Below are 13871 nucleotides of genomic sequence, written 5' to 3'. Positions count from 1 at the left end.
ATCCCTGCAGTCGACCCCAACCTACGCTCCCCAAATATTTTGTCGTTTTCGCGGGAAGGCGCCCCAATCGGCGGGTAATGCACCGGATTTGATGTATCGTTGGATGCTGGAACGCAGCCAATCGGCTGGACGAAGGTCGTAGCACCGTAGCCCGGATGGAACGTAGTGCAATCCGGGAAGTCGAGACCGCGCCTTTCTCGTATTTCGCTGTGCTGCATACGGGCTACGATTTTCGATGGCCTGGCACGGTTCGTCGGCAGGACGAGTTAAATAACCCGTCCTGCAAAGGGATCGCGACCTATCATTTTAAGGAGGTCGATTTTAGCACCGTAGCCCGGATGGAGCGTAGCGCAATCCGGGAAGTTCGATGCCACGCCTTTCCCGTATTCCGCTTCGCTGCATACGGGCTACGATTCTCGATTATCAACCCAGGTTATCATTCCGGATCGTGGCCTATCGTTTTGAGTTTGCCGGTTTTATGCGTGCTTCGCCTTTCCGCAAAAACGCTATAGCTTACCGGCGTCAGCAATAAGCTGGCGGTCATACCGATCAGTAGTCCGGAAGCTAGCGCCAATGTCATCGGAATCAGAAATTGCGCTTGTTCGCTGGTTTCAAGCAAGGTCGGCAAGAAGCCTGCAAACGTGGTCAAAAACGCCAACAAAATCGGCCGAAACCGGACCGAACAAGCTCGAAAAAGTCGTTCTTCGATCGTTTCGGCGTTGTCTTCGCTCCGCTCGACGGCATCGAGCAATACCAGACTGTCGTTTACGACCACCCCGCTCGCCGCGACCATGCCGATCAGCGACTCCATCGATAACGGCAAACCCGCTAACCAATGCGCCCAAATTCCTCCGCACCAGGCGACCGGCGCTACCGGCATCAATATCAGCGGCATGGTATAAGAGCCGAAAGGTATCGCGATCAGTATATAGATTGCTACCAATGCAATCGATGTATTGACGATCAGGCTACGCATCATTCGGTTCTGTTCCCGGCGCTCTTCTCCGATTTCCAGGCTGAGCAGCGGAAATTCCTTTTGCAAGCGTGGCGCCAATTCGGCTTCGACTTTCGCATAGATCGAGTTGACATCGGCCAATGCCGGATCGACACGCGCTTGTACTTTCAAGACGCGTTGGCGCTGTAGCCTCGTTAATTTGGCGTAACCCGGCTGCAATTCGATCTCGGCCAACGTCGCAAGCGGCGCTAGGCCGCCGCCGGGAAGCCGAACCGGCAGGTTTCGAAGATCGGTCAAGGCTTGTCTTTCGCCTAACGGCAAACGTACGACAACCCGAACTTCATGAGCCCCTCGCTGAACCCTGTATACTTCGTCGCCGTAATAACCATGGCGCACTTGCCGGGCAATGTCCTGCAGACTCAAACCCAACGCTTCCGCATTCGGTTTCAGCCGCAAGCGCGCTTCCGGCTTGCCGGGTTCGGCGGAGTCGACGACATCATGCACTCCCGGATACGCCGCCAGTGCGTTCTTAAAGCGCGTCACGGCCGATGCCAGCACGTCCGGATCGGGAGCGGCCAAATCGAATTCGAGATCGTAAAGCACATCCCCTTCCTTATAAATAAACTCGATCTTACCGGGCGCAATATCGCCGATACGCCGCCGCCATTCGCGTATGAACGGCTCGACGGCGATGCATTGTCTACCGTCCGGCGACAATTCCGTCCAGAATCCTGCGCCGTACTCCCAAATCATCGTTTCCAAGCCGACCAACATCGTCGACGCGGGCTCGATGCTCCCGCAACGCTTGGAAAAATAAGCAAGCTTTTTGTCGGCATCGTCGAGTTCGCTGCGCATCGCCAACAACGCGCGTTCCACTTGCTCGGCGATCCGCCGCGTTTCGGCATAGGGTGATGCCCGAGGCAACTCCAGATGAGCCGAAAAACTGCTTTTCGTGACATTGGCCTGAAGCGTCCAGCGTAAATGGCCGCCCGCCACGAGTGCGGCACTCAGCAATACGAAGACCGCAAACACCGAAATCGTCAGATAGCGCCAAGTCAAAGCTTTTTTCAGCACGGGGCCGTAAACGCGCCGGATAAAAACTGCCAAACCGTCATTCAGCCTGCCGCGCCATTGCGCGATTCGCGGAAAACGCACGGTCCGCACCGTAGGACTCGTCAAATGCGCCGGCAAAATCCACAAGGCTTCGATCAGTGAAAACAGCAATACCGCAATCAGTACGCCGCAAATCGGCTGCATCATCCGCCCTGCCCAACCGGATACGAACAGCCCCGGCAAGAGTGCGATAATCGTCGTGGCAACAGCCAATATCACCGGCAGAAAAACTTCGCGGGCGCCTAGAATCGAAGCCGACACCGCCTGTTCCGGCGTTCGCTCCTTGCCTTCGGCATCGCTTGCGCCCTTGCGCCGGTGAATCGCTTCTCCAACGATAATGGCGTCGTCGACGAGAATACCGATCGCCAAAATAAAACCGAATAACGACAACATATTCAGCGAAATGCCGAACCACGGCATCAACGCGAAAGCGCCGAACATCGAAGTCACGATACCGATGCCCGCCCAAAAGGCCAATTCGGCGTCCAAAAACAGCGTCAGAATCGCAACAACCAACACGAAGCCGTAAATTCCGTTTTCGATCAGCGTGGCGATCCGTTCGTCGTAAGCCTCCGAATCGTCCCACCAGGTATAAAGGGATAGGCCTTCCGGCAAGCGATCCGACATCGACGCAACATAGCCTTTTACGCGGCGCGCGACGTCGACCGAGCCGTGCTCGGCATGAACTTCCCAACCCTGCGCGGTTTCTCCGTTATGACGCCATTCCGACAAGCGTTCCTGCAATCCGTCCTTGATTTCGGCGACATCGCGCAGCAGTACCCGTCCGCCGCCGGAATCGGCGCGCAATTCCATGTTGCCCAAAGCCTCGCCGTCCCGCGCTTTGCCGTTGGTTCGAAGCAAAATTTCGCCGTCCGGATTCTTGATCAAACCGCCGGACAGATCCACCGACTGCCGCCGTAGCGCTTCCGTCACGTCATGCAGCGACAGACGGTAACGCCGCAGTTTTTCCGAGGACACTTCGATCGCGATTTCATACGGGATTTCGTAATAATTCAACGCGCGGGTCACGCCCGGCAGGCGCGCCAGATCGCTTTGAATCAGATCGCCGAAACGTTTCAGGTACAGCGGGTCCGACCGCCCATGCAAGGCTACCCAAATGACGCCGTTATCCCCTTTACGATAAGACGGTTGCACGTCGATTCGTTCCAATTCTTCCGGCAATCGCTGCAAAACTTGAACCCGTCCGCGGACTTCGTTGATCACGTTGTTCTTGTCGTGTCCCGGCAAAACCGTCATTTCGACTTTACAGACGCCTTCCATGATTTGCGACACCAGACGCTTGCTTCCGGGTACGTCATGAACCGCTTCCTCGATTCGGATACAAATCGACTCCTCGATTTCCACCGGGCCGCCCCCCGGATAATAAGCATTGATTTCTATTCGGTTCGGCGAAAAATGCGGCAGGACTTCTTTTTCGATTGTCGTCAAACTAACGGCGCCGGCGAACAGAATCAGCCACATCAACAGATTCGCGGCTACCGGATTGACGGCGAACCAAGCGATAAGACCGGACGCATCGACGGCGGATGTAGACGGCGGAAACCGTTTCATCGCGCGGCACCCGCATCGGCATCGGCATCGGCATCGGCAACATGATCGTCGGCCGAAATTTCGGGCGTCGTTTTCTGTACACGGACCTTCATTCCTTCCACCGGAACCGGCACCCCGGAAATAACGACCCGCTCCCCTGCCGTCAATCCCGATTCGATCCAAATTCGATCCGCTTCCCGGCGCAATACGTCCAATCGCCGAATATGCAAGCGCAAGTCGCCGTCGATTACCAGCGCTTCTTGCATCGAATTCAAAACGCCGACAGGCAATTCGAATACCTCGCGCTGCTCGCGGCCTTCGATTTCGGCCTGTACGAACAATCCGGCCAGCAGCGGAACGCCGCCCTGTTCAGATTGATAGGGGTTGCGTATTTCCGCAATCAGATGCAGCAGTCCGGTCGTTTCGTCGACGACGGCTTCGGCCCTGACGATACGGCCTTGCCAGCGGTGCCGGGCGCCGGCTATATCGGCACTCAGCATAACGCCCGTCTCTCGACTAATGCCGCCGCCGGACGATACGAAATCGAACGGCAGGAATCCGAGTTGCTCTGCCGGAACCGGTAAGCGCACATCGGCCGCATCGGTCGCAAAAAGCCTAGCGAGCGAATCGCCGATTTGCACGTATTGCCCGATTCCGGCCTGTTTTTCAACGACGCGACCGGCAAACGGCGCAAACAAATCGCAGCGGCTACGGCGCAGTTTCGCATTCGCCAGCTCGGATTCGGCCGATTTGAGTTTCGCACGGGCTTCGGCCAGTTGCGGTTCGTGCATCGCCAGTGGCGTCGACTGACCTTCGCCCAGGGCTTGCCATTCTTCTTGCGCTTGTTCCGCCTGAGCCTCTTCGAACAGCACTTGCCTTCGCGCTTCGGCAATCGCGGCTTCCGCAGCCGCGACGGCATGATCGTAATCGCGAGGATCGATCGCAATCAACAATTCGCCGGCTTCGAAAAATCCGCCCGGCACGAAATTCGGATGCATTCGCACGATCTTTCCCGCCACTTCCGGCACCAATGTCAGCTCCTCGCGCGGCTTGACGATACCTTGCGAACGTATATTGATTTTGAGCGTTTGCGGTTGTACGGTGATCGTCTCGACCCACGGCGCTTCGTTCGTACGAACTTTCGGTTCGAGTTCCGGACGATTTGCGACCAGCGCCCAGGCGCCGGCAATGCCGCACGATAACACGACGATCGGGATTGCTATTTTGATGCTTTGCGTTGGCGGCTTTTTCACTCGCTGCCTCCGAGCGCGAGATACAAGGCGATGCGGTTACCGAGCAGTTGTCTTTTGACTTCCAGATGCGCGCTTTGCGCGTTGAGCGTGCTGCGGTAGCTATCGAGCAGCGTCAGTATCTCGATGAAGCCGTGGCGGTACGAATATACGGCCAACGATTGGCTGGCTTCGGTTTGTTCGACGGCTTCGCGCAGCGCCGTTTCCTGTTGTCTGAGCCATTCCTCTGCGGCGAGCGCTTGTTCGACTTCGCGGAACGCTTCGAGCGCGGTATTTTTGTAATCATTAAGCGCCTCGTCGACCAGCGCTTCGTTGCGCCGTATCTCGCCGGTCAAGCGCCCGCCGGTAAACAACGGCTGCAATAGGCCGATCGCGGCGTTCCAAGCCACCGCGCGCGGATCGACCAGTTCGGTTAAAGCCGGGCTGCGCGTGCCGCCGGTCGCGGTCAGCGCGATGCGCGGCAGTAAGGCTTTGTTGGCGCTTTCCAGCCGGGCGTCGGCGGCTTGCAAACGCTCGAACGCGGCGATCAGATCGGGACGCCGCGCCAACAATTCCGACGGCAAGCCGGCCGATAACGCCGCAGGCGGCTCCGGCAGTCGTGCCGATTCGAATTCGCGGCCGGACGGATAACGCCCCAACAGCACTTCAAAACGCCGAGTTACGCTTTGCAAGCGGTCTCGCGCCCGGGCCAATTGGGCTTCGGCATTGGCCAAATCGGTCAATGCCAGACGCAAATCCAAACCGCGCGCCAAACCGCGCGCGAAACGGCCGCGCACCAAATCGACCAGGGTCTTACGATCTTTGATCGATTGCGCGGCCACTTCGGCCTGAAGTTTGGCTTCGGCCAATTCGAAAAAGCTTTGCGCGGTACGGGCCGCCAACGATAAGCGCGCGGCGTGAAGATCGGCCTCGGCGGCCTCGGCCTCCAACACGGCGGCGTTGCGAAAAGCCCGGATGCGGCCCCACACGTCCAGCTCCCAGTTCAGGTCGAACAAGGCTTGGAACGCGCCGAATTCGGTATTGCCGAACCCGGCGCTACGCACCTGCGCGCGCTCGTAGCCCGGCGCGAACGATAACTGCGGCCAAAGCCCGGCACCGTCGATGCGTGCCTGCTCGGCGGCGGCCGTAACCCGCGCGGATGCGGATTTCAAGTCGAAATTATTGTTTAGCGCCTCTTGCACCAAGGCGCTCAGCACCGGATCGCCGAAGCCGTCCAGCCATCGAGCCGGTAAGCCGTCGACGGAAATGGAGCCGGACCAGGAAGAAGGCACATCGGGAGCCAGCGATTCAGCATCGCGTTTAGGCGCGGACATGCAAGCCGTCAGCCACGGCAACATGCACGAGACGAGAAACGCCCGTTTAAGATGCCATTGCGGCAATAACCGGGCGTATATACTTCGCGCGGCCACATTTTCGGCTTTCTGACGCGCTCTTTTGTCCGATAGCGGCGTTGCGAAAACAGTTACATAGCTTGCTATGCGCCTGTTTTCGCGCCTTGCTACCGAACAAAATAGCATTGCCATAAAATCCGCAAACATGACCTCGCGAAGTATAACAAGGACGAGTGAGAGTGTTCGTTGGATCATATCCCTATAAGACGTATGAGCCGGCATGAACCCGCACTTCGGCAGCGATTTTTTTTTCGATCGGCGTCACGGCGACTGCCGTATAAAGTAGTAAGAAGCCGGTTTTACCGGACTCCTGGATGCTGAACGAGATTTGCAAGCCCCTTCGTAACGTTTAGGAAACGACAAAGCAGATAATGACGGTTAGACCGTACTTCAGCCTAGCCCCAATGAAATCTTTCGTAGCCCGTATGCAGCGCCAGCGGAATACGGGAAAGGCGTGGCTTCGAATTTCCCGGATTGCACTGCGTTCCATCCGGGCTACGGTGCTATCGAGCCTTTGATGCTCGGCAACCCTGGATTTAAGGCGTAGGCCGCTTTCGCGCTAGCAAACCGCCATGCCAAACGAAGCACCGAGGCGCCGCAGATGGTGGATTGCCTGGCGGCGGAACCCACTTTACGATTCATCTACCTTACGGGTTACGGGTTACGGGTTACGGGTTGAAGCATAAAGTTACTCTGGCCCTGAGGTATCCCCACAAATTACACCTTTTCATCGTTCCTACGCTCTGCGTTGGAATGCATCCCGGGACGCTCTGCGTCCCCAGAGGTCGATAATCCCGACAAAAGCAACAAGAAACTCTCTACAGTTTCTCAATCCAATTGCCCGCCGCAATCGACGCAGAGCGTCTAAAGCGGCATTCCCACGCAGAGCATAGGAACGAGCGTTTTGTGTGGATACCTCAGACTCTGACCCTGAATATTCGAGATTTTTCTTGTCAACAAAGGAAGATTTTAACTATAGTGATTAAGATGATTATTTTAATCAATACAAGAGAGAAGCGATGAAAACCATTCCATCAACCGAAGCCAAAACCCATTTCGGGGCTTTGTTGGATGCTGCCCAACGGCATCCAGTCATGATCGAGAAAAAAGGCCGCCCGGTGGCGGTCATCATGTCCGAACATGAATATGAAGCGTATGAGGCGTTAAAACTGCAAGCTCTGCAACGGGATTTGTCTGCCGGAATTCAGCAAGCGGATCAGGGAGAATTGCTCGACAGCGATGAAGCCTTTGCCGGTCTTGTCTAACCCCCCCCCATTCGCCAAGGATCGTCATTTCATGGCAACAGTCAGTTTTACACAGCTTGCAAGACAAGACTTACAAAACATCAAGGACCATATCAGCCTGGATAAACCAAAGACGGGCACACACTATATGCGGCATCTGAAACAAAAGTGCGATGTGTTGGCGCAAACGCCAACGCTCGGTGTTCAAAGAAAGGAATATTGCGGTCTGAATAAGTTTCCGGTTGAAAACTATCTCATTTTCTATCGCATCACTGCATCGGGCATCGAGGTTATTCGTATTCTCCATGGCTCACGGGATATTCAGAGCATCCTGAACCCATAAGGAATACTGATTGGCAAACGCGAAATTTCGTGAAATTCTAAAAAAAGCGCAAAAAGGCACCTGGGCGATGTTAAGCCGGCTGGTGGCGGCGACAAATCCAGTCAAGTCGCCGATATTGCCAAGGCCATTGCATTGGCCGCCACTATTGAGGACTGAGCCATGACCGATAAAATCAAAATTGCCGACTTACCCGATTTCGACATTACCGAGCATTTGGATAATGACCAAGCCATTGCCAAGTATCTGACGATTGTTTTGGAAGAGGATGATCCCGCTGCTTTTGCGGATGCGCTGGGCCGTATTGCGCGCGCCCGTGGCATGACTCAAATTGCCAAGGCTTCCGGCTTGACGCGTGATGCGCTTTATAAGACTCTGCGCCCTAATGCCAGTCCTCGCTTCGACACGATAGTCAAAGTGTGCCGAGCACTGGGAGTTAAGCTGCATGCACAAGTGGCCTAGAAAAAAGGGATCAGATCCTGAGGCATCCCCACAAAATAGCTTTATAAAACAATTTGCTATAGATAAAAATTGATAGAACGTAAGTTGACGGCAGGAACCCAACACGACAACCGCCCCGCCACCAGCCAACCGACAACGCGACCAATAAAACCATCAGCAACCCACAAATGCCAAAACGGTTAAACTGTTGGGGTTCGTTGCCTCACACCAACCTAAGGCCCTCAATGTGAGGCACTACCATTCATTTTGTGGGTGAGTAGTTTCCACATTCAGGCTAGAATTGCTGGAGTAAACACAGGAGACAATTATGCTGAAAATTCTTTTCATCCGTGCTGAGTGGGACGAAGAAGCAAGTGTATGGGTTGCAACTTCAGATGATGTGCCTGGCTTGGCAACCGAAGCGACAACACTTGAACAGCTTTCAACCAAGCTCGAATATATGATTCCCGATCTACTAGATGCAAATGGCTATCCAGATGGCCCCGATGTCCCATTCGAGCTTCTTGCCAGAAAACTCTCGGTTGTTCACCGGATATCAGCTTAAATGGTTGCTAGTTTTACTCCGGACCTGAAAAAAATCTTGCAAAACGCAGGCTGTTATTTTGTAAGGCCAGGCAAAGGCGACCACGATATCTGGTTTTCTCCACATACCGGATTGCACTTTCCCGTTAACTCAAAAATCAAATCCCGTCACACCGCCAACGCAGTATTGAAACAAGCCGGTTTACCAAAACAATTCTGAACGAGAATATTCGAGGTCAGGGTCTGAAGTATCCCCACAAAACGCTCGTTCCCCTGCTCTGCGTGGGAATGCCGCTTTAGACGCTCTGCGTCGACTGCGGCGGGCAATTGGATTGAGATACTATAGAGAGTTTCTTGTTGCTTTTGTCGGGATTATCGGCCTCTGGGGACGCAGAGCGTCCCGGGATGCATTCCAACGCAGAGCGTAGGAACTATGAAAACACAGATCGTCGCTTTTTTGAACAGCCAACGAAAACACCTGACTACCCTGCTCGACATCGCCGAAAAAAACGCCCAAGCGCAAATGAACCGGTTGATTGCAGACAGTCAAAAAACCATGCTGGAAACGATGACCGGTGAAATCAAACGGCTGACTCGGCTAAAACAAGTCAATCCGTCGATTCGCGAAGATGAAATCGAATTCCAGAAAGAAACCGCGATGCTCTTGCACGAAAATATTCAAGACGCGCAATTAAGACTCGATGCGGTCAGGTTTATCATTACCAGTTAATGGGCTCTGGCAATGAAAAAAGTCACGGTCGGAAATTACCGCACGGATAAATTCTATCTCCGCATCGTCAAGGCAACGGCGGAATTACTGACCGAACAAGGCTATGTCGCTCCGGCCCAACTGTTCCAAAAAATGGAGATCTTGACGGAGACGGACATCGCCGCCTGGCGCCGGGGCCGATTGCCTTATTTGGAAAAAGCCATACGCTGCAATCTTGCCAAGGCCAACCGGATTCTAAGAATACTGAGATTCCACGCGCACGACCTTAATTTAAAACCCTCGAGCACGATGTATCTACGCAATCAACCCGGTAACCGAATGCCGCTTAAATTCACTAAGTACGGCGACAAAAAACTCGAGGAAGCCTATGCCAGACATCTGATATCGCCACGATTAAAAGTGTCTAAGCAATATGCCGAAACAGTGGGTGTGACAGAGGAAAAAGCAGCACATTAAACTGTGTTTAATAGGATTTTTCTAAAAATCTTCCTCTGGGAAACAATTCTGGAAGAAAAATGCAAAGATTCCCGCAATAAAGCCGTTTTTCGGGAAATTTACTACACAAAAATGCCTAAATGCGGAAAAGATATGCGAAAATTCGCACCTAGGTTAGTGTATTTTTCGAAATACGCGATCAGAGAGAACTTGTGTTTTTATTGATGAAAAGGAAAATAAAATGAATAAAAGATTAATCTTGGTTTTGTTTACAATGCTGATGGGATGTGCGGGTAAATCACACCAATCATTTTCAACAAATATTGCTTCTGAAACGCATAAACCATGTAATAAAACTGAAAAAGCAAAGGTAAATCTTATTGGTTTTTCAATTGGAATGAATAAATGCGAAGTTCCTGGTTATGCTGAATATGGTGAATTTGACGACTATTCAGGTAAAGTGAGATTGCATGGCATAAAGGTAAAACCTATGTTTGATTTTGACACTAATGATAAGGTTGAGGCTGTTTATATTCAAATAGGACCGAGGAGGTTTGAAGATTTAAAAGAAGCATATCGGAAAAAATATCCTGAGTTAAAATGCCAGAGTTCAAAAGTACAGAATAGATTTGGTGCACAGTTTGAAAATGAAACCTGTACCGTTACAGGTAAAGATGAAATATTGATTATAAGTAAATATGCTGAAAACATTAATAATGGAGTGGTACTTCTTAAGTCTTTAAAGAGTTATGAAGAATCCAAGAATAGAAGAAAAAAATATTATGATGAAATTTAATATTTCTGATCGTTTCGACCACGCCCAAAGCAAACCAAAACGTTCAGGGCGAGTTGAATAACCAGCCCCGCGCCTCAATCTTTTACGGGACGACGACAGATATAACCTAAATTCGGCAATTAGATCACGAAATGAACGCAAGTAATCAAAGGGTTACTAAATTTCTTGGTAAATATTCGGCCATCCCCTCATCCCCTAGATTGGTTTAAAGTGGACCCCAACGTCAATACAGAAAATGCTCTAATTTAAGGTGGAACCTGCTCTTTAAAAAAATAAATATTTGATAATTATTGCGCCGCAGGCGTTTTAATCATCCACTTTCGGTTCATGGCGGGCCTGTGGGCAAAGGGTGAATGAGTGTGGTTAAGCTCGTGGGAAACTGCTACGGCAGTTTTCCATCAGCTTATCCACACGGTCCGAAGGACATTCACGCTTTGTCCACAGGCCCGCCACGCGCCATGGCTGCTAGTCGCCATGGACTTCATACGGTGTCGCGTAATTTAGGCTCTGATGAGGCCTCGTTTCGTTGTAAAACTGAAAATACTCGGCCAGTCCGGTTTGGGCTTCGGTCATCGTTTCATAGCCTTTGACATAGATATTTTCATACTTGACGCTCCGCCATAAGCGCTCTACAAAGACATTGTCCAACGCCCGTCCACGGCCATCCATGCTGATTCGTATCCCGGCCTCTGTCAAGCGCCCGGTAAATTCCCGGCTGGTAAACTGGCTGCCTTGGTCGGTATTGAAAATATCCGGTTGCCCGTGTCGTAACGCGGCTTCCAGGCAATCCAGGCAATCCAGGCAAAAACCGGTTTCCATCGTGTTGGATAAGCACCAGGCCAAGACTTTACGACTATACCAATCGATCACGGCCACCAGGTAGGCAAAGCCTTGCGCGAGCCGGACATAGGTGATGTCGGTACTCCAGACCTGATTCGGCCGCTTGATCGCCAAGTCGTTTAACAAATACGGATAGACTCGGTGTTCCGGGTGACTTTGGCTGGTATTGGGCTTGGGATAGATCGCTTCCAAGCCCATCTTCGCCATCAGACCATACGGGAACGGCGTGGCTCCGAGCTCCCGGATTGCGCTTTGCTCCATCCGGACTACAGAGAATAAAAAACTGTCCCTGAGACTGGAGTAAATTCGTTACATTATAGCGAATTTCCTCGATTCATAAGGCTCTCATCTCTCAAACCATACTGTGCCGTTGTTTGAATATCGATACGTCAAGCGCGATGTCTTGTCGTGTTAATGTCCATATCGATTTTGAGTTGCGGCCAAAGCTAGCAATGTAAGAACTTAATAACCCTTCCCTTTCACTTTGTAGCGCGAAGCTAGAGCTTCGCGTATCTCTTTCCCAAGCTGGAGCTTGGGAAACAGCGAGAACACCATTCACCTTGAACCTTGAACCCTTCCCCTTGAATCTTTTTCCATCAAGCCCTATCGACAGGAAACGCCAAAACCTGCCCAATCGACTCGGCTCCGGCCATCACCATCAATAAACGATCCAAACCGATCGCCATCCCGGAACAATCGGGCAACCCCGATTCGAGCGCCTGTAAGAAGCGCCGATCTTTGTCAACAGGCGGCAGCCCATTGCAAGCTCTAAATTCGATTTCCTTATCGAAACGAGCCTCTTGCTCGTCGGCATTACACAGCTCGTAAAAACCGTTACCCAATTCCACACCGTCGATAAAGACCTCGACCCGGTCGGTTATTGCGAGATTATCGGCGTTCAGGCGCGCGAGCGACGATTGACAGGCCGGAAATCCGTAAACCATGCATAACCGGTCTTCTCCCAGATGAGGTTGCACGCAATGACTGAAAAGAAAATCCAGCCACAGCGCATGATCGTTTTCACAAATCGAAACGGCCTCCGGTAGATCTGCGCTTTCGGCAAATTCCCGGTAAATGCTGGCCGAAAAAGTTAGCGGGTCAAGGCCGGTATAATTTCGAAAGATTTCTTGGTAATTAACGGCATGCGTTTGCTTAAGTGCTCTAAACGGCTTCGCGACAACCTGTATCAACCGATCGATTTCCGCCATCAATTGAAATAAATCGAAGCCGACTCGATACCATTCGAGCAAGGTGAACTCGGGATTATGAAAACGGCCGGACTCGCCGTTTCTGAAAGCCTTACAGATTTGGTAAATCGAACCATAACCGGCTGCCAGCAAACGCTTCATCGCAAATTCGGGCGAAGTCTGTAAATACAGCGTTTGGCGATTCGGATGAAAGCTAAACTCGGTACTGAAAAAGGCTAACTGCGGGTCCGTGCCGATACCGTGACAGAGGAGCGGTGTTTCAACTTCGAGTACATTCGACTCGTCGAAGAACCGGCGAATCGCAGCCAGCATTCGCGCCCGCTGACGCAAATGCTCCAACGAACCGGTCGGTCGCCAATCGTCCGATATCACTATTCTTTGACACGCGAAACATACTCGCTGGTACGAGTATCGACCTTGATCACTTCGCCGGTTTGCACGAATAACGGCACGCGAACGACCGCACCGGTTTCCAGAACTGCCGGTTTGCCACCGCCACCGGAAGTATCCCCGCGGACGCCCGGATCGGTTTCGGTAATCGCCAATTCGACAAAATTGGCCGGCATGATCGAAAGAGGAACATCGTTCCATAGCGTCACGGTACACATATCCTGATCCTTGAGCCAAAGGCCGGCATCGCCGACAGCCTTTTCATCAGCCTGATATTGCTCAAAAGTATCGGGAACCATGAAGTGACGAAATTGACCGTCGTTATAGAGGTATTGCATCTCGATATCGACCACATCGGCGCCTTCTAAAGACTCTCCCGACTTAAACGTTCTTTCTATGACTCGTCCGGTTTTCAGATTTCTGATCTTAACCCGGTTGAATGCTTGGCCTTTTCCCGGCTTGACGAATTCGTTTTCGATAATTGCGGCGGGATCGCCGTCCAGCATAACTTTCAACCCGGCTTTAAATTCATTGGTACTAAATGTGGCCATATTTTCCTCACGACTGCCAATTAAGAATAAAGAATTAATTTAAAATAAAAGCTCGCCATTATAATAGACGCCCGAACTGTTAGAAACACGAAA

Annotated in this window: 15 protein-coding genes and 1 pseudogene; 8 read left to right on the top strand and 8 right to left on the bottom strand. The window is 52.2% G+C overall.

Annotated features, from left to right (window positions below):
* Positions 1-436: 436 nt before the first annotated feature.
* From WJM45_RS05090 to WJM45_RS05070, 5 genes are all read right to left on the bottom strand, one after another.
* A complete protein-coding gene (locus WJM45_RS05090) occupies positions 437-3640 on the bottom strand; it encodes an efflux RND transporter permease subunit (protein ID WP_341327898.1) in 3204 nt (1067 codons plus the stop codon).
* On the bottom strand, positions 3637-4872 hold the full coding sequence (locus tag WJM45_RS05085; RefSeq protein WP_341327897.1) for an efflux RND transporter periplasmic adaptor subunit: 1236 nt from the start codon (positions 4870-4872) through the stop codon (positions 3637-3639). The genes WJM45_RS05090 and WJM45_RS05085 overlap by 4 nt, the downstream gene beginning before the upstream one ends.
* Positions 4869-6407: an efflux transporter outer membrane subunit gene (locus WJM45_RS05080; RefSeq protein WP_341327896.1), complete on the bottom strand. Its 1539-nt coding sequence runs from the start codon at positions 6405-6407 to the stop codon at positions 4869-4871. The genes WJM45_RS05085 and WJM45_RS05080 overlap by 4 nt, the downstream gene beginning before the upstream one ends.
* Before the next feature lie 52 nt (positions 6408-6459).
* On the bottom strand, positions 6460-6594 hold the full coding sequence (locus WJM45_RS05075) for a hypothetical protein (protein ID WP_341327895.1): 135 nt from the start codon (positions 6592-6594) through the stop codon (positions 6460-6462).
* A 161-nt stretch (positions 6595-6755) separates the two neighbouring features.
* Positions 6756-6902 carry a hypothetical protein gene (locus WJM45_RS05070; RefSeq protein WP_341327894.1) on the bottom strand — a complete coding sequence of 49 codons (147 nt, stop codon included), beginning with the start codon at positions 6900-6902 and terminating at the stop codon, positions 6756-6758.
* A gap of 377 nt (positions 6903-7279) precedes the next feature.
* Between WJM45_RS05070 and WJM45_RS05065 the strand changes: the two genes are divergently transcribed.
* The 8 genes from WJM45_RS05065 (at position 7280) to WJM45_RS05030 (ending at position 10789) form a co-directional block, all read left to right on the top strand.
* Positions 7280-7525 (top strand): type II toxin-antitoxin system Phd/YefM family antitoxin, encoded by a 246-nt coding sequence (locus WJM45_RS05065; RefSeq protein ID WP_341327893.1) that lies wholly within the window; start codon positions 7280-7282, stop codon positions 7523-7525.
* A gap of 31 nt (positions 7526-7556) precedes the next feature.
* Positions 7557-7847: a type II toxin-antitoxin system RelE/ParE family toxin gene (locus WJM45_RS05060; protein ID WP_341327892.1), complete on the top strand. Its 291-nt coding sequence runs from the start codon at positions 7557-7559 to the stop codon at positions 7845-7847.
* 159 nt (positions 7848-8006) lie between these two features.
* Positions 8007-8306 carry an addiction module antidote protein gene (locus tag WJM45_RS05055; RefSeq protein WP_341327891.1) on the top strand — a complete coding sequence of 100 codons (300 nt, stop codon included), beginning with the start codon at positions 8007-8009 and terminating at the stop codon, positions 8304-8306.
* Between the two features lie 307 nt (positions 8307-8613).
* On the top strand, positions 8614-8850 hold the full coding sequence (locus tag WJM45_RS05050) for a DUF1902 domain-containing protein (protein WP_341327890.1): 237 nt from the start codon (positions 8614-8616) through the stop codon (positions 8848-8850).
* Positions 8851-9048, top strand: coding sequence for a type II toxin-antitoxin system HicA family toxin (locus tag WJM45_RS05045; protein WP_341327889.1), 198 nt, complete (start codon positions 8851-8853; stop codon positions 9046-9048).
* Positions 9049-9261: 213 nt separating this feature from the next.
* The gene (locus tag WJM45_RS05040) at positions 9262-9558 is read left to right on the top strand and encodes a hypothetical protein (protein WP_341327888.1); all 297 of its coding nucleotides are present in this window, start codon (positions 9262-9264) and stop codon (positions 9556-9558) included.
* A gap of 12 nt (positions 9559-9570) precedes the next feature.
* On the top strand, positions 9571-10014 hold the full coding sequence (locus WJM45_RS05035) for a hypothetical protein (RefSeq protein ID WP_341327887.1): 444 nt from the start codon (positions 9571-9573) through the stop codon (positions 10012-10014).
* A 220-nt stretch (positions 10015-10234) separates the two neighbouring features.
* A complete protein-coding gene (locus WJM45_RS05030; protein ID WP_341327886.1) occupies positions 10235-10789 on the top strand; it encodes a hypothetical protein in 555 nt (184 codons plus the stop codon).
* A 465-nt stretch (positions 10790-11254) separates the two neighbouring features.
* Here WJM45_RS05030 and WJM45_RS05025 read toward each other — a convergent pair.
* The 3 genes and pseudogenes from WJM45_RS05025 to efp form a co-directional block, all read right to left on the bottom strand.
* Positions 11255-11839, bottom strand: a pseudogene (locus WJM45_RS05025) (IS3 family transposase); the annotation flags it as partial.
* 386 nt (positions 11840-12225) lie between these two features.
* The gene (gene epmA / locus WJM45_RS05020; RefSeq protein WP_341327885.1) at positions 12226-13209 is read right to left on the bottom strand and encodes an EF-P lysine aminoacylase EpmA; all 984 of its coding nucleotides are present in this window, start codon (positions 13207-13209) and stop codon (positions 12226-12228) included.
* Positions 13209-13778 (bottom strand): elongation factor P, encoded by a 570-nt coding sequence (gene efp, locus WJM45_RS05015; RefSeq protein WP_341327884.1) that lies wholly within the window; start codon positions 13776-13778, stop codon positions 13209-13211. The genes epmA and efp overlap by 1 nt, the downstream gene beginning before the upstream one ends.
* Positions 13779-13871 lie beyond the last annotated feature (93 nt).

Origin of the sequence: Methylotuvimicrobium sp. KM2 (genome assembly GCF_038051925.1) — a bacterium.
In the GTDB taxonomy this organism is placed as follows: domain Bacteria; phylum Pseudomonadota; class Gammaproteobacteria; order Methylococcales; family Methylomonadaceae; genus Methylotuvimicrobium.
This window is presented reverse-complemented; position numbering and strand designations above follow the sequence as displayed.

Bases quoted from the DNA above. Each gene is read 5' to 3' on its own strand.
- WJM45_RS05090 (WP_341327898.1), bottom strand. From the start codon at position 3,640: ATGAAACGGTTTCCGCCGTCTACATCCGCCGTCGATGCGTCCGGTCTT.
- WJM45_RS05080 (WP_341327896.1), bottom strand. From the start codon at position 6,407: ATGTTTGCGGATTTTATGGCAATGCTATTTTGTTCGGTAGCAAGGCGC.
- WJM45_RS05070 (WP_341327894.1), bottom strand. From the start codon at position 6,902: ATGAATCGTAAAGTGGGTTCCGCCGCCAGGCAATCCACCATCTGCGGC.
- WJM45_RS05065 (WP_341327893.1), top strand. From the start codon at position 7,280: ATGAAAACCATTCCATCAACCGAAGCCAAAACCCATTTCGGGGCTTTG.
- WJM45_RS05060 (WP_341327892.1), top strand. From the start codon at position 7,557: ATGGCAACAGTCAGTTTTACACAGCTTGCAAGACAAGACTTACAAAAC.
- WJM45_RS05055 (WP_341327891.1), top strand. From the start codon at position 8,007: ATGACCGATAAAATCAAAATTGCCGACTTACCCGATTTCGACATTACC.
- WJM45_RS05050 (WP_341327890.1), top strand. From the start codon at position 8,614: ATGCTGAAAATTCTTTTCATCCGTGCTGAGTGGGACGAAGAAGCAAGT.
- WJM45_RS05045 (WP_341327889.1), top strand. From the start codon at position 8,851: ATGGTTGCTAGTTTTACTCCGGACCTGAAAAAAATCTTGCAAAACGCA.
- WJM45_RS05040 (WP_341327888.1), top strand. From the start codon at position 9,262: ATGAAAACACAGATCGTCGCTTTTTTGAACAGCCAACGAAAACACCTG.
- WJM45_RS05035 (WP_341327887.1), top strand. From the start codon at position 9,571: ATGAAAAAAGTCACGGTCGGAAATTACCGCACGGATAAATTCTATCTC.
- WJM45_RS05030 (WP_341327886.1), top strand. From the start codon at position 10,235: ATGAATAAAAGATTAATCTTGGTTTTGTTTACAATGCTGATGGGATGT.
- efp (WP_341327884.1), bottom strand. From the start codon at position 13,778: ATGGCCACATTTAGTACCAATGAATTTAAAGCCGGGTTGAAAGTTATG.